At 72.2% G+C, this 24,391-nt stretch carries 23 protein-coding genes; 17 read left to right on the forward strand and 6 right to left on the reverse strand.

Features of this window, described 5'->3' with window-relative positions:
- The first annotated feature begins 75 nt into the window (after positions 1 to 75).
- On the forward strand, positions 76 to 3,450 hold the full coding sequence (locus ACIQ87_RS15980; protein WP_402406416.1) for an SdrD B-like domain-containing protein: 3,375 nt from the start codon (positions 76 to 78) through the stop codon (positions 3,448 to 3,450).
- A gap of 78 nt (positions 3,451 to 3,528) precedes the next feature.
- Here the strand turns inward: ACIQ87_RS15980 and ACIQ87_RS15985 are convergent, their stop codons facing one another.
- Positions 3,529 to 4,737, reverse strand: a complete 1,209-nt coding sequence (locus tag ACIQ87_RS15985) for an MFS transporter (RefSeq protein ID WP_402406419.1) — start codon at positions 4,735 to 4,737, stop codon at positions 3,529 to 3,531.
- Positions 4,738 to 5,206: 469 nt separating this feature from the next.
- Here ACIQ87_RS15985 and ACIQ87_RS15990 point away from each other — a divergent pair, with 469 nt between their 5' ends.
- A complete protein-coding gene (locus ACIQ87_RS15990; RefSeq protein WP_402406422.1) occupies positions 5,207 to 6,553 on the forward strand; it encodes a dicarboxylate/amino acid:cation symporter in 1,347 nt (448 codons plus the stop codon).
- Between the two features lie 303 nt (positions 6,554 to 6,856).
- Here ACIQ87_RS15990 and ACIQ87_RS15995 read toward each other — a convergent pair whose 3' ends face one another.
- Positions 6,857 to 7,060 carry a cold-shock protein gene (locus ACIQ87_RS15995; protein WP_316526772.1) on the reverse strand — a complete coding sequence of 68 codons (204 nt, stop codon included), beginning with the start codon at positions 7,058 to 7,060 and terminating at the stop codon, positions 6,857 to 6,859.
- 372 nt (positions 7,061 to 7,432) lie between these two features.
- On the opposite strand from ACIQ87_RS15995, the gene ACIQ87_RS16000 reads away from it, so the two are divergent.
- The 7 genes from ACIQ87_RS16000 to ACIQ87_RS16030 all read left to right on the forward strand — a co-directional run bounded on the left by ACIQ87_RS16000 (position 7,433) and on the right by ACIQ87_RS16030 (position 13,949).
- Positions 7,433 to 8,359: a menaquinone biosynthetic enzyme MqnA/MqnD family protein gene (locus ACIQ87_RS16000; protein WP_402406425.1), complete on the forward strand. Its 927-nt coding sequence runs from the start codon at positions 7,433 to 7,435 to the stop codon at positions 8,357 to 8,359.
- Positions 8,360 to 8,602: 243 nt separating this feature from the next.
- Positions 8,603 to 9,823: a cyclic dehypoxanthinyl futalosine synthase gene (gene mqnC, locus ACIQ87_RS16005; RefSeq protein WP_049651178.1), complete on the forward strand. Its 1,221-nt coding sequence runs from the start codon at positions 8,603 to 8,605 to the stop codon at positions 9,821 to 9,823.
- Positions 9,824 to 9,853: 30 nt separating this feature from the next.
- Positions 9,854 to 10,618 (forward strand): imidazolonepropionase-like domain-containing protein, encoded by a 765-nt coding sequence (locus ACIQ87_RS16010; protein WP_402406428.1) that lies wholly within the window; start codon positions 9,854 to 9,856, stop codon positions 10,616 to 10,618.
- Positions 10,619 to 10,868: 250 nt separating this feature from the next.
- Complete coding sequence (locus tag ACIQ87_RS16015) at positions 10,869 to 11,456, forward strand: hypothetical protein (RefSeq protein WP_402406431.1); 588 nt, start codon at positions 10,869 to 10,871, stop codon at positions 11,454 to 11,456.
- 258 nt (positions 11,457 to 11,714) lie between these two features.
- Positions 11,715 to 12,410 carry a demethylmenaquinone methyltransferase gene (locus ACIQ87_RS16020; protein ID WP_402406434.1) on the forward strand — a complete coding sequence of 232 codons (696 nt, stop codon included), beginning with the start codon at positions 11,715 to 11,717 and terminating at the stop codon, positions 12,408 to 12,410.
- Between the two features lie 7 nt (positions 12,411 to 12,417).
- On the forward strand, positions 12,418 to 12,585 hold the full coding sequence (locus ACIQ87_RS16025; RefSeq protein ID WP_402406436.1) for a hypothetical protein: 168 nt from the start codon (positions 12,418 to 12,420) through the stop codon (positions 12,583 to 12,585).
- Between the two features lie 53 nt (positions 12,586 to 12,638).
- A complete protein-coding gene (locus ACIQ87_RS16030) occupies positions 12,639 to 13,949 on the forward strand; it encodes a geranylgeranyl reductase family protein (protein WP_402406437.1) in 1,311 nt (436 codons plus the stop codon).
- Positions 13,950 to 14,141: 192 nt separating this feature from the next.
- On the opposite strand, the gene ACIQ87_RS16035 is transcribed toward ACIQ87_RS16030, so the two are convergent.
- The 3 genes from ACIQ87_RS16035 to ACIQ87_RS16045 all read right to left on the reverse strand — a co-directional run bounded on the left by ACIQ87_RS16035 (position 14,142) and on the right by ACIQ87_RS16045 (position 16,131).
- Positions 14,142 to 14,510: a MazG-like family protein gene (locus ACIQ87_RS16035; protein ID WP_402406440.1), complete on the reverse strand. Its 369-nt coding sequence runs from the start codon at positions 14,508 to 14,510 to the stop codon at positions 14,142 to 14,144.
- Positions 14,511 to 14,687: 177 nt separating this feature from the next.
- Entirely contained in the window at positions 14,688 to 15,395 is a 708-nt protein-coding gene (locus ACIQ87_RS16040) for a peptidylprolyl isomerase (RefSeq protein WP_402406443.1), read from the reverse strand.
- An 85-nt stretch (positions 15,396 to 15,480) separates the two neighbouring features.
- A complete protein-coding gene (locus ACIQ87_RS16045) occupies positions 15,481 to 16,131 on the reverse strand; it encodes a TetR/AcrR family transcriptional regulator (RefSeq protein ID WP_402406445.1) in 651 nt (216 codons plus the stop codon).
- A 94-nt stretch (positions 16,132 to 16,225) separates the two neighbouring features.
- Here ACIQ87_RS16045 and ACIQ87_RS16050 point away from each other — a divergent pair, with 94 nt between their 5' ends.
- Complete coding sequence (locus ACIQ87_RS16050) at positions 16,226 to 16,891, forward strand: CatB-related O-acetyltransferase (RefSeq protein WP_402406448.1); 666 nt, start codon at positions 16,226 to 16,228, stop codon at positions 16,889 to 16,891.
- Between the two features lie 176 nt (positions 16,892 to 17,067).
- Positions 17,068 to 18,096 (forward strand): DMT family transporter, encoded by a 1,029-nt coding sequence (locus ACIQ87_RS16055; RefSeq protein ID WP_402406451.1) that lies wholly within the window; start codon positions 17,068 to 17,070, stop codon positions 18,094 to 18,096.
- A gap of 13 nt (positions 18,097 to 18,109) precedes the next feature.
- On the opposite strand, the gene ACIQ87_RS16060 is transcribed toward ACIQ87_RS16055, so the two are convergent.
- Positions 18,110 to 18,685 carry a hypothetical protein gene (locus ACIQ87_RS16060; RefSeq protein WP_402406453.1) on the reverse strand — a complete coding sequence of 192 codons (576 nt, stop codon included), beginning with the start codon at positions 18,683 to 18,685 and terminating at the stop codon, positions 18,110 to 18,112.
- Positions 18,686 to 18,888: 203 nt separating this feature from the next.
- On the opposite strand from ACIQ87_RS16060, the gene ACIQ87_RS16065 reads away from it, so the two are divergent.
- The 6 genes from ACIQ87_RS16065 (at position 18,889) to ACIQ87_RS16090 (ending at position 24,384) form a co-directional block, all read left to right on the forward strand.
- Positions 18,889 to 19,968: a sensor histidine kinase gene (locus tag ACIQ87_RS16065; RefSeq protein ID WP_402406456.1), complete on the forward strand. Its 1,080-nt coding sequence runs from the start codon at positions 18,889 to 18,891 to the stop codon at positions 19,966 to 19,968.
- 47 nt (positions 19,969 to 20,015) lie between these two features.
- On the forward strand, positions 20,016 to 20,714 hold the full coding sequence (locus ACIQ87_RS16070; RefSeq protein ID WP_402406458.1) for a response regulator: 699 nt from the start codon (positions 20,016 to 20,018) through the stop codon (positions 20,712 to 20,714).
- Positions 20,715 to 21,291: 577 nt separating this feature from the next.
- A complete protein-coding gene (locus ACIQ87_RS16075; protein ID WP_030060100.1) occupies positions 21,292 to 21,651 on the forward strand; it encodes an NADH-quinone oxidoreductase subunit A in 360 nt (119 codons plus the stop codon).
- Positions 21,652 to 21,779: 128 nt separating this feature from the next.
- A complete protein-coding gene (locus ACIQ87_RS16080) occupies positions 21,780 to 22,334 on the forward strand; it encodes a NuoB/complex I 20 kDa subunit family protein (protein WP_402406460.1) in 555 nt (184 codons plus the stop codon).
- A complete protein-coding gene (locus ACIQ87_RS16085; protein WP_402406463.1) occupies positions 22,331 to 23,044 on the forward strand; it encodes an NADH-quinone oxidoreductase subunit C in 714 nt (237 codons plus the stop codon). Before ACIQ87_RS16080 ends, ACIQ87_RS16085 begins: the two co-directional genes overlap by 4 nt.
- The gene (locus ACIQ87_RS16090) at positions 23,044 to 24,384 is read left to right on the forward strand and encodes an NADH-quinone oxidoreductase subunit D (RefSeq protein ID WP_402406465.1); all 1,341 of its coding nucleotides are present in this window, start codon (positions 23,044 to 23,046) and stop codon (positions 24,382 to 24,384) included. The genes ACIQ87_RS16085 and ACIQ87_RS16090 overlap by 1 nt, the downstream gene beginning before the upstream one ends.
- Positions 24,385 to 24,391 lie beyond the last annotated feature (7 nt).

The following is a 24,391-nucleotide window of genomic DNA, read 5'->3' on the forward strand; positions in this document are numbered from 1 at the left end:
GGGTGAGATTCCAGCATGCGGACGCTCCGATCAATACCCTCACCCTCGTCCAGGGCAGGCCGTACGGCCATGGCCATGGGCCTCTTTGCGGGCACGCTGCTCACCGGCACCCTCACCGCCCCGACCGCCGAAGCCGCCGTCAGCTTCACCAAGACGGTGGACAAGCCGACGGCGGCACCCGGCGAGAACATCACCTACACCCTGCGCTACACCTGCTCGGTCACCGACTGCGCCGACGGCCGGATCACCGACACCCTCCCCGCCGGGATGGAGTTCGTCGGCTGGACCCCGGACGCGAGCACCGTCGACGTCGCCGGCTCGACCGTCCCGGCGGCGGGCACCATGGGCGGCACCCTCGACATCAGGCTCCTCACCCTCACCCCGGGGACCACCGCGACCGTCAAGGTCGTCCTCAGGTTCCCCAACTTCACCACCCCCAACGGCACCAAGGCCGTCAACTCGGCCACCCTGACCGCCGACGGCGAGCCCGAGCAGTCCGGCTCCGCCACCACCGGCGCCGTCGTCCAGCCCGACTACAAGGTCACCAAGGGCGTCCAGACCAGCAGTCAGGACGGCCGGTCGGTCACCTACCAGTTCAGCGCCTGCTCCACCAGCGGCGTCCCCAACGTCGACCTGGACGCCGCCCGCCTGGTCGACACCCTGCCGCCCGGCGCCGTCGTCGACACCGGCCGCTCGCCGGGCTGGACCCGGGACCCGGCCGACCCCGACCGCTGGGTGTTCGACATCGGCGACTTCCGGGCCGGCAACGGCCAGGCGGGCTGCCGCAATCCCGGCGTCCTGGTCGTCAACTACCCCGACCCGACGTTCCCCAGCGGCACCACCTCCACCAACTCGGTGGTCCTGCAAGGCGATCCTCTGGGCTCCGAGGGCATGCGCGACCTCTCGAAGGCGACCGCGGACTCCCCGACCTTCCAGCCGCCGACCACCGGCCTCCAGGTCACCGCCTCCAAGATCTGGCAGGACGAGGTCGTCTCCGGCGACATCGCCTCCTTCAGCCTCCACCCCGGCAACATCGCCGGCCCCGCCACCCGCCTGGTGATGACCGACCCGGGCAGCGGCACCACCGCGAACCTCTACAACTGGCTGATCCCGCAGTCCATCCAGCTGGAGGCCTGGAACCCCACCAGCATCGGCCTCACCCTCCAGTACCGGCTGGACGGCGACCCGACCTGGCGGACCTTCACCCCCGGCAAGCCCTTCGACGGTTCGGGCAGCCGCCGGATCACCTTCGCCGCAGGCGCCGGCAACCCCGCGAACGACGAGCTCGGCATCCCCGCCGGGCGCCGGCTGGACGGGCTGCGCTTCGAGTGGAACGGCCCCGTCCCCACCGGCTGGAGCCCCGGCAACGCCGTCCAGGTGCTCGCCCAGGTGGTCACCCCCGGCCACGACGGCCGCACCGCGCCCGGCCCGCTGCACAACTGCGTGGACGTGACCGGCACCGACGCCGCCGGCGCGACCTCCTCGGCGAGCGCCTGCGCCGACGCCGACGTCTCCGCGGCCACCAACCTGGGCGCCGCCAAGACCACCATCTCCGGGGAGGTGCTCGCCCCCGGCGGCATCGCGACCTTCCAGATCACCCCGTACAACCGCACCGGCCGCACCCTGGGCACCCCGCTGGTGATGTACGACCTGCTGCCGGCCGGCCTCGTCTACCAGGACGGCAGCGCCCGCCGCGACCCCGGCTACCCGGAGTCCGTCGCCCCGCAGTCCGTCCAGGTGCTGCCCGGGCCGGACGGCCGCCAGCTGCTCAAGCTGACCTGGCCGGCCGGCGCGCCCGACATGACCTACCTCGACGACCACCGGGCCCACCGCACCCTGATCGACGTCCAGGTGGCCGGCAGCGCCAGGCCCGGCACCCTCACCAACGACGTGTACGTCACCACCGAGGGCGCCAGGGAGCCGGTCACCTGCTCCTACTTCGGCACCGACAGCGGCGTGCCGGACACCCGCGACCTCAACGGCGACGGCAACACCACCGAGACCATGTGCCACGCCTCCTCCAAGGTCGAGGTGCAGGTCCCGGCCGTGCTGCGCTCCTTCAAGGAGGTCAGGGGCGACCTGGACAACGACTACGCCACCACCGGCACCACCACGCCCGGCGGCGGCCTCTCCTACCGGCTGACCGTGCGCAACGACTCGCCCGACCCGGTCACCGACTTCGTCGCGTACGACAAGCTGCCCACCCCGGGGGACTCCTACCTGCTGCGCCCGGACGTCCCGCGCGGCTCCGCCTGGACACCCTCGCTCACCCGGCCGCTGACCTCCAGCGATCCGACCGTGGTGATCGAGTACGCCACCTCGCCGAAGCCCTGCCTGACCGGCGCGATCACCGTGCCCGGGCCGTGCGACGCCGGCGCCCGGTGGAGCACCGACTTCCCCGGCCCCGGCAACGCCACCTGGTTCAAGGTCAGCCGTCCTGGCACCCTGCCGTCGGGCGGACTGTTCACCCTGACCTGGCCGATGGTCGCCTCGGTGGACGCCGGCAACGCCGACTTCGCGTGGAACAGCTTCGCCTACACCGCCACCGACTCCACCGGCAGTCCGCTGCTGCCGGCCGAGCCCGCCAAGGTCGGCGTCGGCGTCCAGGCACCCGCGCCGCCGAACAACGCGCTCGGCGACCACGTCTGGGCCGACCGCGACGGCAACGGCCTCCAGGACGCCGGCGAGAGCGGAGTCCCGGGCGTCCGGGTGGAACTGCTGGACGGGACCGGACAGCCGGTCCGCGACAAGCTGGGCAAGCCGGTCACCACGGTCACGGACGCGGACGGGAACTACCTGTTCGACCAGCTGCCGGACGGGGAGTACGCGGTGCGCTTCGACCTGACGACCGTCCCGGCGGACGCCAAGGTCACCGTGCGGCACGCGGGGAAGGACCCGGCGCGGGACTCGGACGCCGACCCGGCCACCGGGACCACCCAGACGGTGCGGCTCTCGGGCGGGGCGCGGGACCTGAGCCTGGACCTGGGGCTGGTACTGGCGCCCACGCCCACGCCGACTCCGACTCCGACTTCGACGGGTTCGCCGACGCCGACCTCGTCCCCGTCTCCGACCTCGTCGCCGACGCCCACCCCGACGAACTCGCCGTCCGCGACGGGTTCGCCCTCCGCGACGGGTTCGCCGACTTCGACGGGCTCGCCGACGAGTTCGCCCTCGCCGTCGGGCGGCCCGACCGGCAGTCCGTCGGGCACCCCGTCGGGCACCCCGACCGACGGCCCGTCGAACGGCCCGTCGTCGACCGAGCCCCCGAGTACGGGTGAGCCCGGCGCCCCGTCGCAGGATCCGCAGCGGCCTTCCCCGGGTCAGGGGAGCGGCGAGCTGCCCCACACCGGTGGGCCCGGCCTGCTGCCGGCCGTGCTGGGCGCCGTCGCCCTGGGCTTCGGCGTGCTGTTCACGGTGGTCGCCCGGCGCCGTCGGGGCCGTCACAGCTGATCATCCGTAACCGACCGAAGGACAAGACCGTGCCCGCCGGCCAGACCGCCGGCGGGCACAGTCGTCTGTGGGGGTGGGTCAGCCCACCGGGACGGGCTGCGCGGTGGTGGCCACCGGCGCCGGGCGGAACCAGCGCCGGGCGCCGAACAGCAGCAGTCCGCCGAGCGCGATCCCACCCACCGCGCACAGCGCCACCGGGCGCAGCGAGTCCTCGGCGAGCTTGCCGGAGACGGCGTAGCCGAGCGAGTTGCCGGTGGCGAACAGCGTGATCAGCCAGGCGAAGGCCTCGGTCACGGTGCCGGTCGGCGCCAGTTCGGCGACCAGCACGAACGCCGCCGCGAGCAGCGGGGCCAGCATGATCCCGGAGAGGAAGGCCAGCGCGGCCATCGGGTACGGCCCGGGCAGGGTGACCAGCGGCAGGTAGCAGGCGGCCATCGCGAGGGCCATCGCCCAGGTGCGGGTGGCCGTGCTCTGCCGCCAGTCGACCGCGCCGTAGGCGAGCGCGCCGAGCAGGCCGGCGAGCGCGGCCAGCGCCAGCAGGGTGCTCCCGCCGCCCGGCAGTTCGCCGGCGTGCCGCTCGGCGTAGGCGATGAACAGCACGTTCTGGGCGCCGACCGCCCAGCCGGCCCCGGCCAGGCCGATCAGCAGCAGCACCAGGCCGGGGGAGCGCAGCGGTCCGAGCAGTCCGGCGGACTGCTCCCGGGCCGGGGCGCGCCAGGCGCGCCCCGGCCCGGTGGTGGCCACGATCAGCGCGCCGGCCAGCCCGAGCCCGGCGGCCACCCAGAGCGCGGCGACCGGGCTGAACAGTCCGGAGATGGCGGCGACGGCCAGCGGCCCGGCCACGTAGAGCGTCTGCTGGGAGGCGGAGTCGAAGGCGTACGCGGTGTCGAGCTGCTTCTCCTCGACCACGTCCGGCCAGAGCGAGCGCAGGCAGGGCTCCAGTGGGGGCATGGCGAGGCCGGCGATCGCGGCCCCGACCGGTGCGCCTATCGCGGAGCCGGGGGCGAGGGCGAGCAGCGCGTACCCGCCGCCGGCCACCACGGCGGAGACGAGCAGGACCCTCGGCTGCCCGGTGCGGTCCACGATCCGGCCGAGCACCGGCCCGCCGATGGCGACGGCGAACGCGTAGGCGGAGGTGGCCAGTCCGACCCGGCCGTACGGCACCCCGGCGTCGCGCAGGGCGAGGGCGATGACGAGGGCGGTCATGCCGGCGGGCAGACGGCCGAGCAGGGTGCCGAGCAGCAGACGGGTGACGTGCGGGGCACGGAGCAGGGCGAGGTAGCCCATCGGCGTCCTCTCCGGGTGGGCAGGCAGGGGCGGGGACGCCGACAAAGTTATACGTATAACCGCTCAGCGGTCAATCGGACCGCCGAGCCGACCTGATGGGGCGTCAGCTTCGTTCGTGTCCGGAGTTCGAGTTCGCGGCGGGCCCGGAGGGGGCAGGAGCTCTGCGTGACCTCAAACAAGTACTTTGAACATCTCAAACCTTTGCTGCTAACGTATCGGCCATGACAGCCTCAGACGCACTGCGGATGCACGGCCCGGGCCAGCTGCCCGGCGCCGCCCGCCCGTGTGCTCTGGCCGGTGCTGTGGACAGCCCGCGCCGTTGTCGCGCCCCGCGCTGTACTGCCCTGTGCTGTACCGCGGCGGCACGCCCCTGACCGGGGGCCCGACCTCTCCCGTCCGGCCCCGCGCCGTGCCGCCTGCTCCGCCCCCACCTCACCGTCAGCAACGCCCTCCCCGGAGACGCTCCCCCATGTCCACAGCGCCCGAGGCGACCACGTCGCCGTCCGTGCTCGCCCGCATCCGCAAGACGCCCTTCTGGGTGCAGATCGTCGCCGGCCTCGTGCTCGGCGTCGGCCTCGGCTACCTGGCCCGTGCCGCCGACATCTCCTGGCTGGCCACCACCCTGGAGACCATCGGCAAGATCTTCGTCCAGCTGCTCAAGCTGGCCGTCCCGCCGCTGGTGTTCACCGCGATCGTGGTGAGCGTCGCCAACCTGCGCAACGTGACCAACGCGGCCCGCCTGGCCACCCGCACGCTGCTCTGGTTCATGATCACCTCGCTGATCGCGGTCGGCATCGGCATCGGCCTGGGCCTGCTGACCAACCCGGGCGAGGGCACCGACCTGAAGACCGAGGGCCTCAAGGCGCTCGACTCCAAGGGCACCTGGGTCGACTTCCTGACCGGGATCTTCCCGACCAACATCGTCGACTCCTTCGCCAAGGTGAACGTCCTTCAGATCGTCTTCCTGGCGGTCGTGGTCGGCGCGGCGATCATCAAGCTCGGCGCCAAGGCCGAGCCGGTCCTCAAGCTCAGCGAGTCCGTGCTGGAGCTGACCCAGACCGCGTTGTGGTGGGTCATCCGGCTCTCCCCGCTCGGCACCCTCGGCCTGATCGGCAAGTCCGTCGCCAAGTACGGCTGGGACCTGCTGAAGCCCTTCGCCACGCTGACCCTGGACATCTACCTCGGCTGCGCCCTGGTGCTGTTCGTCGTCTACTCGCTGGTGCTGCGCTTCGCCGCCGGGCTCAACCCGGTGCACTTCTTCAAGGGCGCCTGGCCCGCGATCCAGCTGGCCTTCGTGTCCCGCTCCTCGGTCGGCACCCTGCCGGTCACCCGCCGCGTCACCGAGCGCCTCGGCGTCCCGAGCGAGTACGCGTCCTTCTCGGTGCCGTTCGGCGCCACCACCAAGATGGACGGCTGCGCCTCGATCTACCCGGCCGTCGCCGCGATCTTCGTCGCCCAGGTCTTCAACGTCGAGCTGGGCATCAAGGACTACATCCTGATCGCCTTCGTCTCGGTGGTCGGCTCGGCCGCCACCGCGGGCCTCACCGGCGCGATCATCATGCTGACGCTGACCCTGTCCACCCTGGGCCTGCCGCTGGAGGGCGTCGGCCTGCTGCTCGCCATCGACCCGATCCTGGACATGATGCGCACCGCGACCAACGTCGCCGGCCAGGTCGTCGTGCCGATCGTGGTCGCCGCCCGGGAGCGGATCCTGGACGTCGCCGCGTACAACAACCCCTCCGGGGACCTGTACGAGGAGGACGCCAAGCCGGCCGTCGCCGCCGGTCAGGGCGAGGTGGCCCCGGCCGCGGCCTGAGGCTCGTCCGGCCTTCCGGCCAGGCCGCTCGGCCGGAGGTCGGAGGTCGGATGTCCGATCGGACGTCAGAGGGGGCGTTCGATCCGCGACGGAAAGGGCCCTCTCCCGGTGACGGGAGAGGGCCCTTTCCGCATTCCTTCGTTCCGCACCCGAACTTCCGTCCGGCCGCGGTTTTCGAAAAGGCAGGGGGCCCGCCGGATGGGCGGGCCCCCTTGGGTACTGCTCTTGTGCTCATGGTGGCGGCTGTCGGGAGCCGCCGGCGGACCCGTTCGGGTCCCGAGCGATCAGATCATCAGAGGATGGTCAGACAGCGCTGACGTTCTCCGCCTGCGGGCCCTTCGGGCCCTGGGTGACGTCGAAGGTGACCTGCTGGTTCTCCTCCAGCGAGCGGAAGCCGTTCGCGTTGATGGCGGAGTAGTGAACGAAGACGTCGGGGCCGCCGCCCTCCTGGGCGATGAAGCCGAAGCCCTTCTCAGCGTTGAACCACTTGACGGTTCCCTGAGCCATGCCGTTCTCCTTGCGATGCGTGTCGGGGGCCACACCGTGTGACACCCGGTCCGCTGCGCTGATCGCCCTGCCTCCGGACGTGTCCGAAATTTTTCGATATTGCTGAAAAACTACAAAAAGCCTGCGGTTACATGCTCCGCAGGCTTCAAGTACTGCAAGGGGAATCAAACTGCAACTGAGGGCAACGCTAGCATGCGGCCGCTGTGACGACCAGAGGTCACTTGCGGCGTGGAAGGCGCGTGTCGTAAGGGCGGGAGCGGTCGCGGAAAGGCGTGCCGGAGGCGCGCGAGGGCGTGTCGGGTGGCCGGTGCGGGCCGCCGCGAACAGCAGGCATACGCTGCGGGGAGGCACGAACAGCAAGGGAGCGGCGCAGTGGCAGCACCGGAAGCACGAACCCCGGACGCGCGGACGCGGGAGCCCCGACAGAACACCCCGGACACCCCGGTCAGGCCCAGGGTCGGCCACATCCAGTTCCTGAACTGCGTACCCCTCTACTGGGGGCTCGCCAGGACCGGCAACCTGCTCGACCTGGATCTCACCAAGGACACCCCCGAGAAGCTGAGCGACCAGCTCGTCGGCGGCGCCCTCGACATCGGCCCCATCACCTGCGTGGAGTACCTGCGCAACGCGGACGACCTGCTGGTCCTGCCGGACATCGCGGTCGGCAGCGACGGCCCGGTGATGTCCTGCCTGATCGTGAGCAAGGTGCCGCTCGCCGACCTCGACGGCCGCAGGGTCGCCCTCGGCTCCACCAGCCGCACCTCCGTGCGGCTCGCCCGGCTGCTCCTGGAGGAGCGTGAGGGCGTGCGTCCGGACTACTTCAGCTGCCCGCCGGACCTCAGCGCGATGCTCGCCGAGGCCGACGCCGCCGTCCTGATCGGCGACCCGGCCCTGCGCGCCTACCTCGGACAGGCCGCCGACCTCGGGCTCACCGTCCACGACCTCGGCGAGATGTGGAAGGAGTGGACCGGCCTGCCGTTCGTCTTCGCGGTCTGGGCGGTGCGGCGCGAGTTCGCCGAGCGCGCCCCGGAACTGACCGCCGCGGTGCACCGGGCCTTCCTGGAGTCCCGCGACCTGTCGCTGGTCGAGGCCACCAAGGTGGCCGAGCAGGCCGCCCGCTGGGAGTCCTTCGGGGCGGACGTGCTGGAGCGGTACTTCAGCGAGGCGCTCGACTTCTCGCTCGGCGAGCGGCAGCTGGCCGGCGTCGCCGAGTTCGCCCGACGCGTCGCGCACGACAGCGGGTTCGCCCCGGATGTCGCGGTGCGGCTGTTGGAGCCGGCGGCCCTGCCGGTGGGGTGACCGGTCCTGCCTGCGGGGTGCCGGGCGTTGCCGCCCGGGGGCGGCCGGTGATCGGTGTTGCCGCCCCGGGCGACGGGCCGTGCCGCCGGGGTGACGGGCCGTGCCGCCCCGGGCGACGGGCCCTGCCGCCGGGGTGACCGGCGCCGTCGCCGGGGGGTGACAGCGGAGGTGGGCGGCCGAATGTGCTGGCGTAGGCTGGTTCGGCCGTACCCCAGTAGCACTTGAGAGAGAGAAGGCCGCCAGGTGACCGAGCTCGCAGCGACCACCCTCGATGCGTCCAGCACCGACCTGAAGGCCGTGCTCGACCGGGCCGCCGCCGGCGGCCGGATCACCCCGGAGGAGGCGCTGGAGCTCTACCGCTCGGCGCCGCTGCACGCGCTCGGCTCCGCCGCCGACGCGGTGCGCCGCCGCCGCTACGCGGGTACCGAGCACATCGCGACGTACATCATCGAGCGCAACATCAACTACACCAACGTCTGCGTGACGGCGTGCAAGTTCTGCGCCTTCTACGTGCCGCCGAAGAGCGACAAGGGCTGGTCCCGCGAGCTCGACGAGATCCTGCGCCGCTGCGCCGAGACGGTCGAGCTGGGCGGCACCCAGATCATGTTCCAGGGCGGCCACCACCCGGACTACGGCGTGGAGTACTACGAGCGCGCGTTCTCGGCGATCAAGGCCGACTTCCCGCAGCTGGTGATCCACTCGCTGGGCGCCTCCGAGGTCGAGCACATGGCGCGGATCTCGGGCGTCTCCGTCGAGGAGGCCATCACCCGGATCCACAAGGCGGGCCTGGACTCCTTCGCCGGCGCCGGCGCCGAGCTGCTGCCGGAGCGGCCGCGCAAGGCGATCGCCCCGCTGAAGGAGTCCGGCGAGCGCTGGCTGGAGATCATGGAGATCGCCCACGGCCTCGGCGTGGAGTCCACCTCCACCATGCTGATGGGCACCGGCGAGACCAACGCCGAGCGGATCGAGCACCTGCGGATGATCCGCGACGTGCAGGACCGCACCGGCGGCTTCCGGGCCTTCATCCCGTACACCTACCAGCCGCAGAACAACCACCTGAAGGGCTCGACCCAGGCCACCGTCTTCGAGTACCTGCGGATGATCGCGATCGCCCGCCTGTTCCTCGACAACGTCGCCCACATCCAGGGCTCCTGGCTCACCACCGGCAAGGAGGCCGGCCAGCTGTCGCTGCACTACGGTGCGGACGACCTCGGGTCCGTGATGCTGGAGGAGAACGTCGTCTCGGCGGCGGGCGCCAAGCACCGCTCCAACCTCACCGAGCTGATCCACCTCATCCGGGCCGCCGACCGCGTCCCGGCGCAGCGCTCGACCACCTACGAGCACCTGCGCGTGCTGGACGACCCGGCCAACGACCCGGTCGACCCGCGGGTCGCCTCGCACATCGCCTCCACGGCGATCGAGGGCGGCACCGCGCACCCCGAGCTGAAGATCCTGGACAACTGACCCCTCTCCCCACGGTGTGCTGACCCCGTCATGCTGACCCTGCACCGGGCGGCGTTCCTGCTGCCCGACCCGGCCGATCCCACCGCCCCGTCCATCGCCGACGGGGCGGTGGTGGTGCGTGGCGAGCTGGTGGAGGCGGTCGGACCGTACGAGGAGCTGACGGCCGCGCACCCGGGCGCGCGGGTGCGGGACTGGGGGGCGGCCGTGCTCGCCCCCGGGCTGCGCAATCCGTACGGGCACTGGCTGCTGGAACGGGCGTACCACCCGGATCCGCGGGAGGAGGTCGGCCTCGAACCGGTCGCGGACGGGTTGGCCGGGTCCACGGACGAGACGCGCTGCGGGGCCAGCGCGCGGCGGGGGCTGCAGCGGATGCTCGGGTACGGGGTGACGGCGGTGGCCGGGCCCTTCGAGCGGGCCTCGGTGCGCACGGCGGTGGCGCGGTCGGGGGTGGTGGGGCTGCCTGGCTCCGGCTCCGCCGGCTCCGGCCCTTCCGGCTCCTCGGGCCCAGGTCCTACCGGCTCCTCCGGCCCAGGTCCTACCGGCTCCTCGGGCTCCTCGGGTGGGGGTGTGGGGCCGCTGGACCCGCTGGCGGTGCTGCCGTTGGCGCAGGCCGTGTACGGGCGGGTGGCGGCCGGGGGGCGGGCGGACTTCGCGGTGTTCGCGGTCGCGGGTGGCGCGGGTGGCGCGGGTGCCGCGGACGTCGCGGGTGTCGGGGGTGCCGTGGACGTCGAACCGGCGGCGGGCGGGTGCCTGGCCACGGTTCTGGGCGGGCGGTTGGTGTACCGCCGACGGTGAGACGACCGTCACGGCGGGTGTGACGTACCCGCCAGTAGCCGGAATCCCTTGTGGCGTACGGGACTTCCTTCGTGTGCACCCGAACTCCTGTGCCGGTTCCGGGGAGTGATTGCCCTTTCATCGTGACCTGAGGGCCCGCCAGCGGATACGATCCCGGACAGCTCCCTCCGTACCCTCACCACACCACCGCCCGCGCCCGCGGGCGGCGGGGCCGTGTCCCCGGCCCCGAAGGCAAGCCAGGACAGGAACCATGCGAACCGCGACCGTTCCCCCGCCGCGCATCCCGCGGTTGGGCCGTGGTTGGTACCTCGCCGCCGTGCTCAGCGCCGTGCTGGCCGTCGGCATGTGCCTGCTGGGTTGGCGTCAGGCCGACCAGGCCGACCGGATCGAGGCACACCCGGTGAGAGTCGAGGGGGTCGTCACCCAGCTCCCGACCGGTGGCGGCACCTACAGCGCCGTCAGCTACCGGGCCGGCGGCGAACCGCACACCGCGGCCGCGCTTCCGCTCTCGGACGGCGCCAGGCTCGGCGACAAGGTCTGCCTGGAGCACGCCGCCGACGACCCGGGCGCGGTGCGGATCTGCGGTGACACCTACCCGCAGCCGGTCGGCGTGGGCCTGGCCCGGTTCAGCGTGCCGGTGGGCGTCGTGCTCTTCCTGATCTGCGTGCTGCGCATCTGGCGGCACCACAAGGCCCTCGCGGTCCGCAGCGGGAAGGGGAAGCTGGCCGCCAACCTCGCCCTGGCGACCGGAGCGCTGGCGGACGGGATGCCCGCGATAACGCACGGCAAGCGGTCCCGCCGGCGGCGCCGCGCGGGCGGGCGGCGCGCTCAGCACTGACGGATGGCGGGCCTGGCACGCACGGGCGGCGGGCTCGGCGCTGACGGATGGCGGGCCCGGCACTCACGGGCGGCGGGCTCGGTGCTGACCGGCTCGGCGTTGACGGGCTCGGCACTCACGGGCCCGGCACTCACGGGCGGTGCGCTCAGCGCTGACGGGCCCGTGGGCGCGGCCCGGCGGGTGGGGCTCCTGGTGCGCTCCGGGGGTCGGTGTGCCCCCTTGGTCGGGGTGTCCGTGCGAGGGTGAACAATGGGGGGCGTGACCCGAGCCTCTCTGGACAAGCAGCCGCACGAAGTCGCCGCCATGTTCGACGACGTCGCGGCCAAGTACGACCGCACCAACGACGTGCTCTCCCTGGGCCAGGCCCGCGCCTGGCGCCGGGCGGTGGCCGAGGCGGTGGACGCCGGGCCGGGCGACATCGTGCTCGACCTCGGGGCCGGCACCGGCACCTCCTCGCTGCCCTTCGTCGAGGCCGGCGCGAAGGTCGTCCCGTGCGACTTCTCGGTCGGCATGCTCGCCGAGGGCAAGCGCCGCCACCCCGAGCTGGCGCTCACCGCCGGCGACGCCACCCGGCTGCCGTTCGCGGACGACACCTTCGACTCGGTGACGATCTCCTTCGCGCTGCGCAACGTCCAGGACACCGACGCGGGGCTGCGCGAGATGCTGCGGGTCACCAAGCCCGGCGGCAAGCTGGTGATCTGCGAGTTCTCCACCCCGACCTGGACGCCGTTCCGGACGGTCTACACCGAGTACCTGATGCGCGCGCTGCCGCCGGTGGCCACCGCCGTCAGCAGCAACCCGGACGCGTACGTCTACCTCGCCGAGTCCATCCGGGCCTGGCCGGACCAGCCGGGGCTGGCCGCCAAGCTCCAGGACAACGGCTGGTCGAAGGTCGCCTGGCGGAACCTGACCGGCGGGATCGTCGCGCTGCACCGGGCGTACAAGATCGCGTAGCCGGGCGGTGGACGCGGTGGACGCGGTGGACGCGGTGGACGCGGTGGACGCGGTGGACGCGGCGGACGTGACGGACGCGGCGGGCGCCTCGGTCGGGGACGGGGCCGGTTCGCGGCCGGTGGTCGGGGGCGGTGGTCGGGGGCGGGGGCGCAGCCCGTGGCGTGAGCGGAACTAGACTGCCGGAGACAAAGCCGCCGTCCCCCGCCGCAGTTCCAGGAGTGTGTCCACGTGTCCGAGACCGCAGCCGATCTGACGAAGCCGGACAGCCCCGTGGAGAGCACGGCCGACGTCATCGTGGTCGGCGCGGGCCCGGCCGGCTCCACCACCGCGTACTACCTGGCCCAGGCCGGGCTGGACGTGCTGCTGCTGGAGAAGACCGCCTTCCCGCGCGAGAAGGTGTGCGGCGACGGCCTGACCCCGCGTGCCACCAAGCAGCTGGTGGACATGGGCATCGACGTCTCCACCGAGAACGGCTGGCTGCACAACAAGGGCCTGCGCATCATCGGCGGCGGCGTCCGGCTGGAGCTGGACTGGCCCGAGCTGTCCTCCTTCCCCGACTACGGCCTGGTCCGCAAGCGCGCCGACTTCGACGAGCTGCTGGCCCGTCAGGCCGAGAAGGCCGGCGCGCGGCTCTACGAGCGCTGCAACGTCAGCGGTCCGGTCCTGGACGAGCGCACCGGCCGGATCGTCGGCGTCACCGCCAAGCTCGGCGAGGAGAAGCGGCCGGTCACCTTCCGGGCCCCGCTGGTGGTCGCCGCCGACGGCAACTCCACCCGGCTCTCGCTCGCCATGGGCCTGCACCGGCGCGAGGACCGCCCGATGGGCGTCGCCTACCGCACCTACTTCACCTCGCCTCGCCACGACGACGACTACCTGGAGTCCTGGCTGGAGCTGTGGGACACCCGCGACGGTGACCGCAAGCTGCTGCCCGGGTACGGCTGGGTCTTCGGCATGGGCGACGGCACCTCCAACGTCGGCCTCGGCATCCTCAACTCCTCGCCGGCATTCGGCGAGCTGGACTGGCGCGAGGTGCTCAAGGCCTGGTGCGCCGGCATGCCGGAGGAGTGGGGCTACACCCCTGAGAACATGACCGAGCCGATCCGCGGCGCCGCACTGCCGATGGCCTTCAACCGGCAGCCGCACTACACCCGCGGTCTGCTGCTCGTCGGTGACGCGGGCGGGATGGTCAACCCGTTCAACGGCGAGGGCATCGCCTACGCGATGGAATCCGGCCAGATCGCCGCCGGGGTCATCGTGCAGGCCCTCGCCCGGGTCACCGACGGCGGCCGCGAGCGCGCCCTCCAGGCCTACCCGCGCATCCTCAAGGACGTGTACGGCGGCTACTACACGCTGGGTCGCGCCTTCGTGAAGCTCATCGGCAACCCCAAGGTGATGCAGATCGCCACTCAGCGCGGCCTCACCCACCCGATGCTGATGCGCTTCACCCTCAAGCTGCTCGCCAACCTCACCGACCCGCAGGGCGGCGACGCGATGGACCGCGTGATCAACGGCCTCGCCAGGGTCGCGCCGAACGCCTGACGCGTCGCCCCGGGGGTTCGGCTGGGGCGTTCGGCTCGGGGGTTCGTCCCGGGCGTTCGTCCCGGGACCGGCATTCCGTGGACCGCGTCGCCGAAGCCCACCGCGGCAGCCTCCTCACCGCGCTCCGACCGGAGGCCTGACCCCGGCCTCACCCCTGTCGCGGAGACGCCCAGCCCCGGGTGGAGCGGTCGGCTACGCCTCGTCGGGCGCCTCAGCCGGGGCCGGAGCGGCGTCCGTCGTTCGACGGGAGGCGGCGGAGCGCTGTTCGACGTAGGCGAGGCGTTCGGCGAAGACCCGGGCCGCGTCGGGGGTGAGGGTCCTGAGGGCGACGAGGGCGGAGAAGACGACGTCGCAGAGTTCGTGCTGGACGTCCTCCCAGGTGTGGGTGACGCCCTTGCGCGGGTTCTGACCGGTGGCACCGATCACCGCCGCGCCGACCTCGCCGACCTCCTCGGAGAGCTTGAGGATCCGCAGCAGCCGCTCCTCCTGGGGCGACTGCGTGCCCTGCTCGTCCAGCCATGCGACCAGGTGGTCGACGCTCTCCCAGATCCGGCTGTCCATGCGGCGCTGCTCCTGCTCCCATGCGGTGTCGTTGGTGCTGCCACCGTACGGGAGCGGGGCCGGCGGGAGGACGGGCGGTAGGCGGGGTGGACGGCGGGCCGGGGCCGTCCGGCCCGCCGGGTCGGTGGGTGCGGATCAGCGGGCGCTGATCAGTGAGCGCGGATCAGTGTGTGCGGATCAGTGGGTGCTGATCTTCACGTTGCGGATGTTCACGGGGAGGTTGGGGAAGCCGTCGCCCGGGTTGTTCTGGTCGTCCTCGCCACCGGCGGCGATCTTCTGGAGGACGTCCAGGCCGGCGGTGATCCGGCCGAACGGGGTGTAGGCGGGGGAGAGCTTGGTGTCCTTCCAGACGAAGAAGAACTGGCTGCCGTTGGTGTTCGGGCCGGCGTTGGCCATGGCCACGGTGCCGGCCGGGTAGGTGGCGCCGGTCAGGTTCTCGTCCGGGAACGAGTAGCCGGGACCGCCGCTGCCGGTGCCGGTCGGGTCGCCGCACTGGAGGACGTAGATCCGCTGGGTGGTGAGGCGGTGGCAGTGGCTGCGGTCGAAGTAGTCGTGCTCGGCGAGGAACCGGAACGAGAAGGTGGTGCAGGGCGCCTTGTCCGTCAGGGCCTCGAAGGTGATCTGGCCCTGGGTGGTCCGTAGTGTCGCGCGGTAGGGCTTCGCCGCCTTCTTGGCGTCGAACACCGGGATGCCCTTGAAGTTGTCCGCCGGGACGGCCGGGGTGTAGGTGCAGCCCGCGGCGGGGGCGGCGGCCGTGGGGGCGTCCGCGATGGCGGTGCCGGTGCTCGCCACGAGCGGGAGGACGGTGGCGGCGGCGACCAGCGCCCAGTGCCTGCGGTTCACGTGACGGGCCTTCCGGGGGGTGGTGGACGGCGGGATTGTCATGGGTGCATCATCCACGGCCGGGCGGGGATGCGGTAGAGGGTTGGGGCGGCCGTGGTTCCTCGGGTGGCAGCGGCGTGATGATTCGTCAGTTCACCTCCGGGGTGGCCGTGGTGGGTGCGAAGAGTCCGGCGCGGGCGGCCAGGGCGGCGGCGTCGGCGGCCCGCTCGGCGGTGCGGGCGTCGAGCGGCTCACCGGAGACGAACAGCCGGTAGTAGAGCGGTGCGGTGGCGGCCCGGACCACCTCGGCGCCGTCCGTCCCGGCGGGCAGTTCGCCCCGGGCGACGGCCCGTTCGGCCACCTCGGCGGCCTGGTGGTGGCGGGCCGCGAAGAAGGCGCGCAGGGCGGTCGCGCCGGCGTCCGAGCGCTGGGCCGCGGAGATCAGCGCGGTGGGCGTGGGGCCGAGCTCCGGGTCGGTGAAGACGCTGAACACCTCCTGGGTGATCCGCCGGAGGTCCTGCTGGAGGTCTCCGGTGTCGGGCAGGGGCCAGGGCTGGTCGGCGGAGGCGGTCAGGGCGTCGGCGATCAGGCCGTCCACTCCGCCCCAGCGCCGGTAGAGGGTCGCCTTGTGGATGCCGGAGCGGGTGGCGACCGCCTCGACGGTGAGGCCGTCGTAGCCCTTGGCCGTCACCTCGGCGAGTGTGGCGGCGACCACCTCCGCCCGGACCCGGGTGCTGCGGCCGCCGGGGCGCGGGGTGGGGGTGCGGGGCTCCGGCCCGGGGCGGGTTGCTTCAGTCAAAGTCGACTCCAGTCGCATTAAGGCTTGCCACGGGGTGGCGGTCATGCGATGCTCATCGTAATGCGACTTATGTCGCATTACGAGAGGAGTCTGCGTGCCCGCCACCGCCATTCCCGACCCCACCGCCCTCCACCCGCTCGCCGGCCACGACCGGGTCGTCCTGCTGCGCCCGCTCGTCACCGACCCGCGGATCGAGGTCGGCGAGTACACCTACTTCGACGACCCCGACGGAGCCACCCGCTTCGAGGAGCGCAATGTCCTCTACGCGTACGGCCCCGAGCGGCTGGTGATCGGCAAGTACTGCGCGATCGCCACCGGCACCCGGTTCCTGATGGCCGGCGCCGCTCATCCGACCATCGGGGTCTCCACCTTCCCCTTCACCATGTTCGGCGGCAGCTGGACGGAGCGGACCCTCGACATCGTCGCGGGCCTGCCCAGCCGGGGCGACACCGTGATCGGCAACGACGTCTGGTTCGGCCACGGGGCCACCGTCCTGCCCGGCGTCAGGATCGGCGACGGCGCGATCATCGCGGCCGGAGCGATGGTCACCTCCGACGTCGAGCCGTACACCGTCGTCGGCGGCAATCCGGGCCGCCCGATCCGCCGCCGCTTCGACGAGGCCGACATCGCGCGCCTGCTCCGTGCGGCCTGGTGGGACTGGCCGACCGAGCTGGTCACCGAACACGTCCGCGCGATCATGTCCGGCACCCCGGCCGACATCGAGGCGATCGCCACGGCGAACGGTCTGCTCGCCGTCTGATCCACCCGCGCCCCCGCAGGGCATTGATCACCGGCGGCCCGGTGCGCGAAGATGGCGCACCCTTGCTCCGTGCTCCACCCCGTCCACCGCCGGGCCTTCCGCCCGGCTCCTGGGTCCGTCCGACGCCGTACGGTACTCGCGCCTGCCGGTTCCGTCCGTTCGGAGGGGTCTTTCGCATGCCAGCCTCCTTGCCCGACCTGTCCAAGAGGTCGTCCTCGTCGGTCCTTCGTGATCTTCCGGTCCTGCTCGTGGCCGTGGTGTGGGGGTCGAGCTTCCTCGCTGTCCAGCGGGTGGCCGAACCGGGGACGGTCGTGGCGATGCTCGTACTGCGGTTCGGGCTGGTGCTGCCGCTGCTCGGGGCCGTCGCCTGGCGCGCCCTGCGGAGGCTGAGCCGCACCGAGTGGCTCGGCGGCGCCGCGCTGGGGCTGGTGCTCAGCGGGATCTTCCTGCTGGAGACCTACGGAGCCGTGCACACCTCCGCGACCAACGCCGGGCTGATCATCAGCCTCGCGATGGTGCTGACCCCGCTCGGCGAGAGCGCCCTCGGCCGGACCGCGCCACCCAAGGCCTTCCTCGCGGCCGCCGGACTGGCCGTCCTCGGTGTCGCCCTGCTCACCGGCGACGGCGGGCTGCGCCCTCCCACGCTCGGTGACCTGCTGGTGCTGGGCGCCGCCCTCGTCCGGACCGCGTACGTCCTCGCGACGGCCCGCACCCGGGCCGTCCGCGACACCGACATGCTCGCCGTCACCTGGGTCCAACTTGCCGTGACCACCGGGGTGTTCGCCGTCGTCGCGCTCGTGGTGGGGCCCGCGCCCTGGACGGTCGCGCGCTCGTACGGGGCCGGCCAGTGGGCCTGGCTGCTGCATCTGTCCTTGTTCTGCACCCTGTTCGCCTTCTTCGTCCAGATGTGGGCCGTGCGGGCCACCTCGCCCTCCCGCGTCAGCCTGCTGCTCGGCACCGAGCCGCTGTGGGCCGCCGTCTTCGGCATCACCGTGGCCGGGAACCGGATGGGCCCGCTCGCCCTGCTCGGCGGGGTCCTGGTCCTGGTCGCGACCGAGTGGGGCCGACGCACCGCACCCGCGCCCGTGCCTCCGCCCGCGACCGAACCCGTGCCCGCGATCGAACCCGTGCCCGGCCCGGCCGGGGTCGAGGGCTCGAACGAGAGCGATGCGACGGGGCCGAGCCCGGAGCCGACTCCGGTGTGACCGGCCGCCCTCGTCACCGGTGCCGCCGCAACGTCCGGCGGGCGTAGTCGAGCGTGACCGCGCCGAGCAGCGGGCCCCAGGCGACCAGGGGCAGGTAGGCGAGCGTCATCACCACGGCGGCGAAGCCTTGCGGCGAACCGGGCTCGGCCAGGTTGTGGGCCCAGCGGCCGAACAGCCCCTCCATGCCGAGGACCGTGAGCACCACCGAGCCCAGCAGCGCCGGGACGATCGCGGCGAGCGGCCGGACCCGACGCCCGCCTATCAGCGGGATCCACCGGGGCGCCACCAGCCCCCAGGGCCGGACCAGGCCCAGCGTGAGGAAGGCCAGCGACTCGGCCAGGACGCTCAACGCCACGCAGTAGACCGTGCCCCAGCCCGGCTGGTGCTCGGCGTACGCCGCGGCCGTCGCGCCGGTGAAGCCGAGCGGGACGCCGAACCCGAAGACGATCCGCCACAGCCCCGAGGGGACGGTGGCGAGGACGGCGGCCTTGGCGGCGAGCCGGGCCCAGCGAGGTGCGGGCGGGACGTCCGGGGCCGTGGTGCCGGCCCGGCGGGTGGCGGCGCGGGCATTGATCACGAGCTTCGACACGATGGTGGCCTCCTCTCGGCTCCGGCCTCCGTGGCCGGTGCGATGACTCAAGACTGGAGGCCCGGCGGGGGTTCGCGGCAGATGCCGATCGGGCTGTTCCCCCTGCTCAACCGGCCTTTGAAATATGCCGATCGGCACAGGCGTACCGCCCGGGCGGCGTCGTAGTGTGACGGCAGTCGAAGAGTCGAGGAGAGGTGGTGACGATGACTCAGATCCTGTCCGGGGCCGTCCTGGTCCTGGTGCCGCCGGCCTGGGCGGCGTGGCGGCGGCACGGGCCGGTGGCCGTGACGATGGCGCTCGGGGCGGCGTCGGTCGTGGTCACGGTCGCCGTCTGGCTCCTCGGCCGCTGGGCGGAGGGGCAGCGCTGGGCCGGGCTGGCGGGCCTGGCCGAGCTGGCCGTCCTGCTGCTGGCCGTGGTCGTCAGCCTGCGAGCCGAGGACGGCCCGCGGTGTGCGGCGGCGGCCTGGACGGCCTGCGGAGCGGTCGCCCTCTGGCCGTCCCGCTTCGCGTTCGTCGAGGGGCCCGCGGACACGCTCACGCTCTTCGGGTTCGGGTCGATGCTCTCCCTGCCGGCGGTGCTGGTCGGGCTCTACCTACGGGGCCTGGACGAGGGGCGCAGGAAGGCGGTGGCCGAGGCCAGGCGGGCACAGCGGCTCGAACTGGCCCATGACCTGCACGACTTCGTGGCGCACGATGTCAGCGGCATGGTCGCCCAGGCCCAGGCGGGGGCCTATCTGGCGGGGGCCGATCCGGCCCGGGCGGCCGAGATGTTCCAGCGAATAGAGCAGGCCGGGCAGCGGGCGCTGGCCTCGCTGGACCGGACCGTGCAACTGCTGCGCAGCGAGGAAGGCGGCGGCCGCGGTCCGCAGCCCGGGCTCGCCGAACTCCACGGGGTGGCCGAGCGGTTCACCGCGACCGGCGGCGCCGAGGTCCGGTTGGAGCTGCCGGAGGAGTCGGTTCCGCGCGAGGTGGAGGGTACCGTCCACCGGATCGTGGTCGAGTCCCTGACCAATGTCCGGCGGCACGCTCCGGCGGCGCGGGCGGTCGAGATCCGGGCCCGCCGCAGCGGCGGACGGCTGGAGCTGACGGTGACCAACGACGGTCGGGCCCCGGGCCCGGCGGGGCGGTCTCGCCGGGGCGGCGGCAGCGGGCTGCCGGGGCTGGCGGCCCGGGTGGAGGCCCTCGGCGGTTCGCTGGAGGCCGGCCCGCACGAGCGGGAGGCCTGGCGGGTGAGGGCGGTGCTGCCGCTGGAGCAGGCCGGCGCGGGGCCGGCGGGATCGTAGCGGCTGCCGGCGGATCGGTAGCGGATCGGTGACGGGGAGGTACGGGGATGGGCAGTGGCAAAGGGCCGGTTCGGGTCCTGATCGCGGACGACCAGGCGGACGTTCGCAGTGCGTTCCGGATGATCCTGGACGTCCAGCCGGACATGGTGGTGGTGGCGGAGGCGGCGGACGGTGCCGCAGCCGTGCAGGAGGCAAGGCGGCTGCGGCCGGATGTGGTGCTCGCGGACATCCGGATGCCGAAGCTCGACGGGCTGGAGGTCACACGCCAGTTGGCGGACCAGTGCAAGGTGATCGTAGTGACCACCTTCGACCTGGACGAGTACGTGCACACGGCACTGCGGCACGGAGCGGCGGGGTTTCTGCTGAAGCGCTCGGGGCCGGTGCTGCTGATCGAGGCGGTCCGGGCGGCGATGGCCGGGGACGCGTTGATCAGCCCGCAGATCACCGTACGGCTCCTGCGCCACATGGCCATCCCCGGCATGGAGCCGAAGCCCGGGCCGGGCGCCACGTCGGCTGCGGCCGCGGCGCAACCGACAGCCGGGCCGACGGAGGAACTGACCGCGAGAGAGAGGGAGATCGCCGAGCTGGTGGCAGACGGCGCGACCAATGCCGAGATCGGCGCCGGGCTGTTCATCTCACCGGGAACGGTGAAGAACCACCTCGCCAATGTCCAGCGCAAGATCGGAGCCCGTAACCGGGTGGGCATCGCGGCCTGGGTCTGGGAGCAGGCGGCCGGCCACCAGTAACCGACCGGCCTCGGCCCGGAGTGCGAGGGCCCGGGCAACCAGCCCCCGGCCCGGAGTACGAGGGCCCGGGCAACCGGCCCCGGCCCGGAGTGCGGGCCCGCACTCCGGGCCGGGGCGACCAGCACCGGTGCAGCGCCGAAGATCGCCTCGAGCGCTTGTGAACGAAGGGTCAAGCGAGCGTTCGGCCCCCCGCCACCCCTCCGAGTGAGCCGCTATAACACGTCAACATGACGCCAGGAAATTTGCTCCAAGCGACGCATAGTTGATATAGGAACACGCCCCTGACCAGCCGCTTCACGAGCAAATGCGACAGCTTGTGATCATTCGACTGCTTTGCGTCGACAAATTTGGGCATGTTCGTATTCGACCCCATTCGTATGGTGTCGTAGATCACAAAGAAGGCGGTGAACTGCGTGTCGCAGATCACAAGCCGACGGGCATAGGATGCGCTCGTTCCAGGGTTTGTGAACTGCCTCACATGAGGTGGATCTCGGGAACTGGAGCGCGGGTTCACCTCAGCGTGACCCGCCGGTTCCGATCTGCAGTCAAGGACGACTGGACGGAGGGAGCGGGGGCTATGAATGCCTACGCGCCGATCCTCGTACTCGGTGCCATCGCGGCGGCGTTCGCGGTCGGCTCCGTCGTGATGGCCTCACTCACCGGCCCCAAGCGCTACAACCGGGCCAAGTTGGAGGCGTACGAGTGCGGCATCGAGCCGACCCCGCAGCCCGTGGGCGGCGGTCGGTTCCCGATCAAGTACTACCTGACGGCGATGCTCTTCATCGTCTTCGACATCGAGATCGTCTTCCTCTACCCCTGGGCGGTGACCTTCGACGCCCTGGGGATCTTCGGGCTGGTCGAGATGCTCCTGTTCATCGCCACCGTCTTCGTCGCGTACGCCTACGTGTGGCGGCGCGGCGGCCTGGAGTGGGACTGAGCGCGGGGCGGTCCGAGCGCGGGGTGGCTACTCCACCCGTCCGCCGGCTGCGCGCCCGCTTGTGAACGAGCGGACAAGCCAGAACCGGCCCACGTATCAGAGGACTTGAGGGCATTGAGAGGGATCTGATGGGAATCGAGGAGAAGCTGCCGAGCGGCTTTCTGCTCACGACCGTGGAGACGGCCGCCGGCTGGGTGCGCAAGGCGTCACTCTTCCCGGCCACCTTCGGTCTGGCCTGCTGCGCGATCGAGATGATGACCACCGGGGCGGGCCGCTACGACCTGGCCCGGTTCGGCATGGAGGTCTTCCGGGGCTCCCCCCGGCAGGCCGACCTGATGATCGTGGCGGGCCGGGTGAGCCAGAAGATGGCCCCGGTGCTGCGCCAGGTGTACGACCAGATGCCCAATCCCAAGTGGGTCATCTCGATGGGTGTCTGCGCCTCGTCCGGTGGGATGTTCAACAACTACGCGATCGTCCAGGGCGTCGACCACATCGTCCCGGTGGACATCTACCTGCCCGGCTGTCCGCCCCGTCCGGAGATGCTGATGGACGCGATCCTGAAGCTGCACGACAAGATCCAGCACGAGCCGCTGGGCGTGAACAAGCGCCGGGCCGAGGCGCTCGGCGAGGCGCTCGCCCTGAAGGCCACCCCGATCAGCGAGATGCGGGGGCAGCTGCGATGAACGACCAGGTACCCGAGACCCGCCGCGAGCAGCCGGTCCGCGAGATCCCGGTCGAGGTGGTCGGCCGCCGCCAGGGCATGTTCGGCGCCAAGGGCAGCGGCGACACCTCCGGCTTCGGCGGCCTGGCCGCCCCGATCGTGCTGCCCGGTCCGAGCGAACGCCCGTACGGCGGCTGGTTCGACGAGGTGGCCGACGAGCTGGAGGGCGCTCTGGAGGAGCAGGGCCTGGACCCGGTCGAGGTGATCGAGAAGACCGTGGTCGACCGCGGCGAGATCACCTTCCAGGTCGACCGCGACCACCTGTTGAGGACGGTCCGGATCCTGCGCGACGACCCGGCGCTGCGCTTCGAACTGTGCCTGGGCGTGAGCGGCGTGCACTACCCCGGCGACAAGGGGCGCGAGCTGCACGCGGTCTACCACCTGCGCTCGATCACCCACGGCCGGCTGATCCGGCTGGAGGTCACCGCGCCGGACGCCGACCCGCGCATCCCCTCCGTGGTGAGCGTCTACCCGACCAACGACTGGCACGAGCGCGAGGCCTACGACTTCTTCGGCCTGGTCTTCGAGGGCCACCCGGCGCTCACCCGGATCATGATGCCGGACGACTGGCTGGGCCACCCGCAGCGCAAGGACTACCCGCTCGGCGGCATCCCCGTCGAGTACAAGGGCGCCCAGATCCCGGCTCCCGACCAGCGGAGGTCGTACAGCTGATGAACACCCAGCACTTTGGAGAGACCGAGGAAGCGGACGCCCGCGAGACCACCGAGGGCCGGGTCTTCACCGTCACCGGCGGCGACTGGGGCGAGGTGGTCGAGGCGATCGGCCGGGCCGACGACGAGCGCATCATCGTCAACATGGGCCCCCAGCACCCGTCCACCCACGGCGTGCTGCGGCTGATCCTGGAGATCGACGGCGAGACGGTGAAGGAGGCCCGCTGCGGCATCGGCTACCTCCACACCGGCATCGAGAAGAACATGGAGTTCCGCAGCTGGGTCCAGGGCACCACCTTCGTGACCCGCATGGACTACCTGACCCCGCTGTTCAACGAGACCGCCTACTGCCTGGCGGTCGAGAAGCTGCTCGGGATCACCGGCGACGTCCCGGACCGCGCCAGCGTCATCCGGGTGATGATGATGGAGCTCAACCGGATCGCCTCGCACCTGGTCTGCCTGGCCACCGGCGGCATGGAGATCGGCTCCACCACGCTGATGATCTACGGCTTCCGGGACCGCGAGCTGATCCTGGACGTCTTCGAGCTGGTCACCGGCCTGCGCATGAACCACGCGTACGTGCGCCCCGGCGGCCTCGCCCAGGACCTGCCGCCCGGCGCCGTCGACCAGATCCGCGAGGCGGTCAAGGTCTTCCGCTCCCGGATGCACGAGTACGACAAGCTGGCCACCGGCAACCCGGTGTTCAAGGCCCGCCTGGTCGACGTCGGCTTCCTGGACCTGCCGGGCTGCCTGGCCCTCGGCGCCACCGGCCCGATCCTGCGCGCCACCGGCCTGCCGCACGACCTGCGCAAGACCGACCCGTACTGCGGTTACGAGGACTACGACTTCGAGGTCGCGATCGCCGACAGCGCCGACTCCTACGGCCGCTTCCTGATCCGCCTGGAGGAGATGAAGCAGTCGCTGCGGATCGTCGAGCAGTGCCTGGACCGGCTGCGGCCCGGCCCGGTCATGGTGGCCGACAAGAAGATCGCCTGGCCGGCCCAACTGGCCGTCGGCCCGGACGGGATGGGCAACTCCCTCGACCACATCCGCAAGATCATGGGCACCTCGATGGAGGCCCTGATCCACCACTTCAAGCTGGTCACCGAGGGCTTCCGGGTCCCGGTCGGCCAGGCGTACGCGGCGGTCGAGTCGCCCAAGGGCGAGCTGGGCGTGCACGTGGTCAGCGACGGCGGGACGCGCCCGTACCGGGTCCACTTCCGGGATCCGTCGTTCACCAATCTGCAGACGATGGCGGCGATGTGCGAGGGCGGCCAGGTGGCCGACGTGATCGTCGCGGTGGCCGGGATCGACCCGGTGATGGGAGGCGTGGACCGGTGACCAACGT

The organism is Kitasatospora sp. NPDC096204, from assembly GCF_044763205.1.
Classification (GTDB): domain Bacteria; phylum Actinomycetota; class Actinomycetes; order Streptomycetales; family Streptomycetaceae; genus Kitasatospora.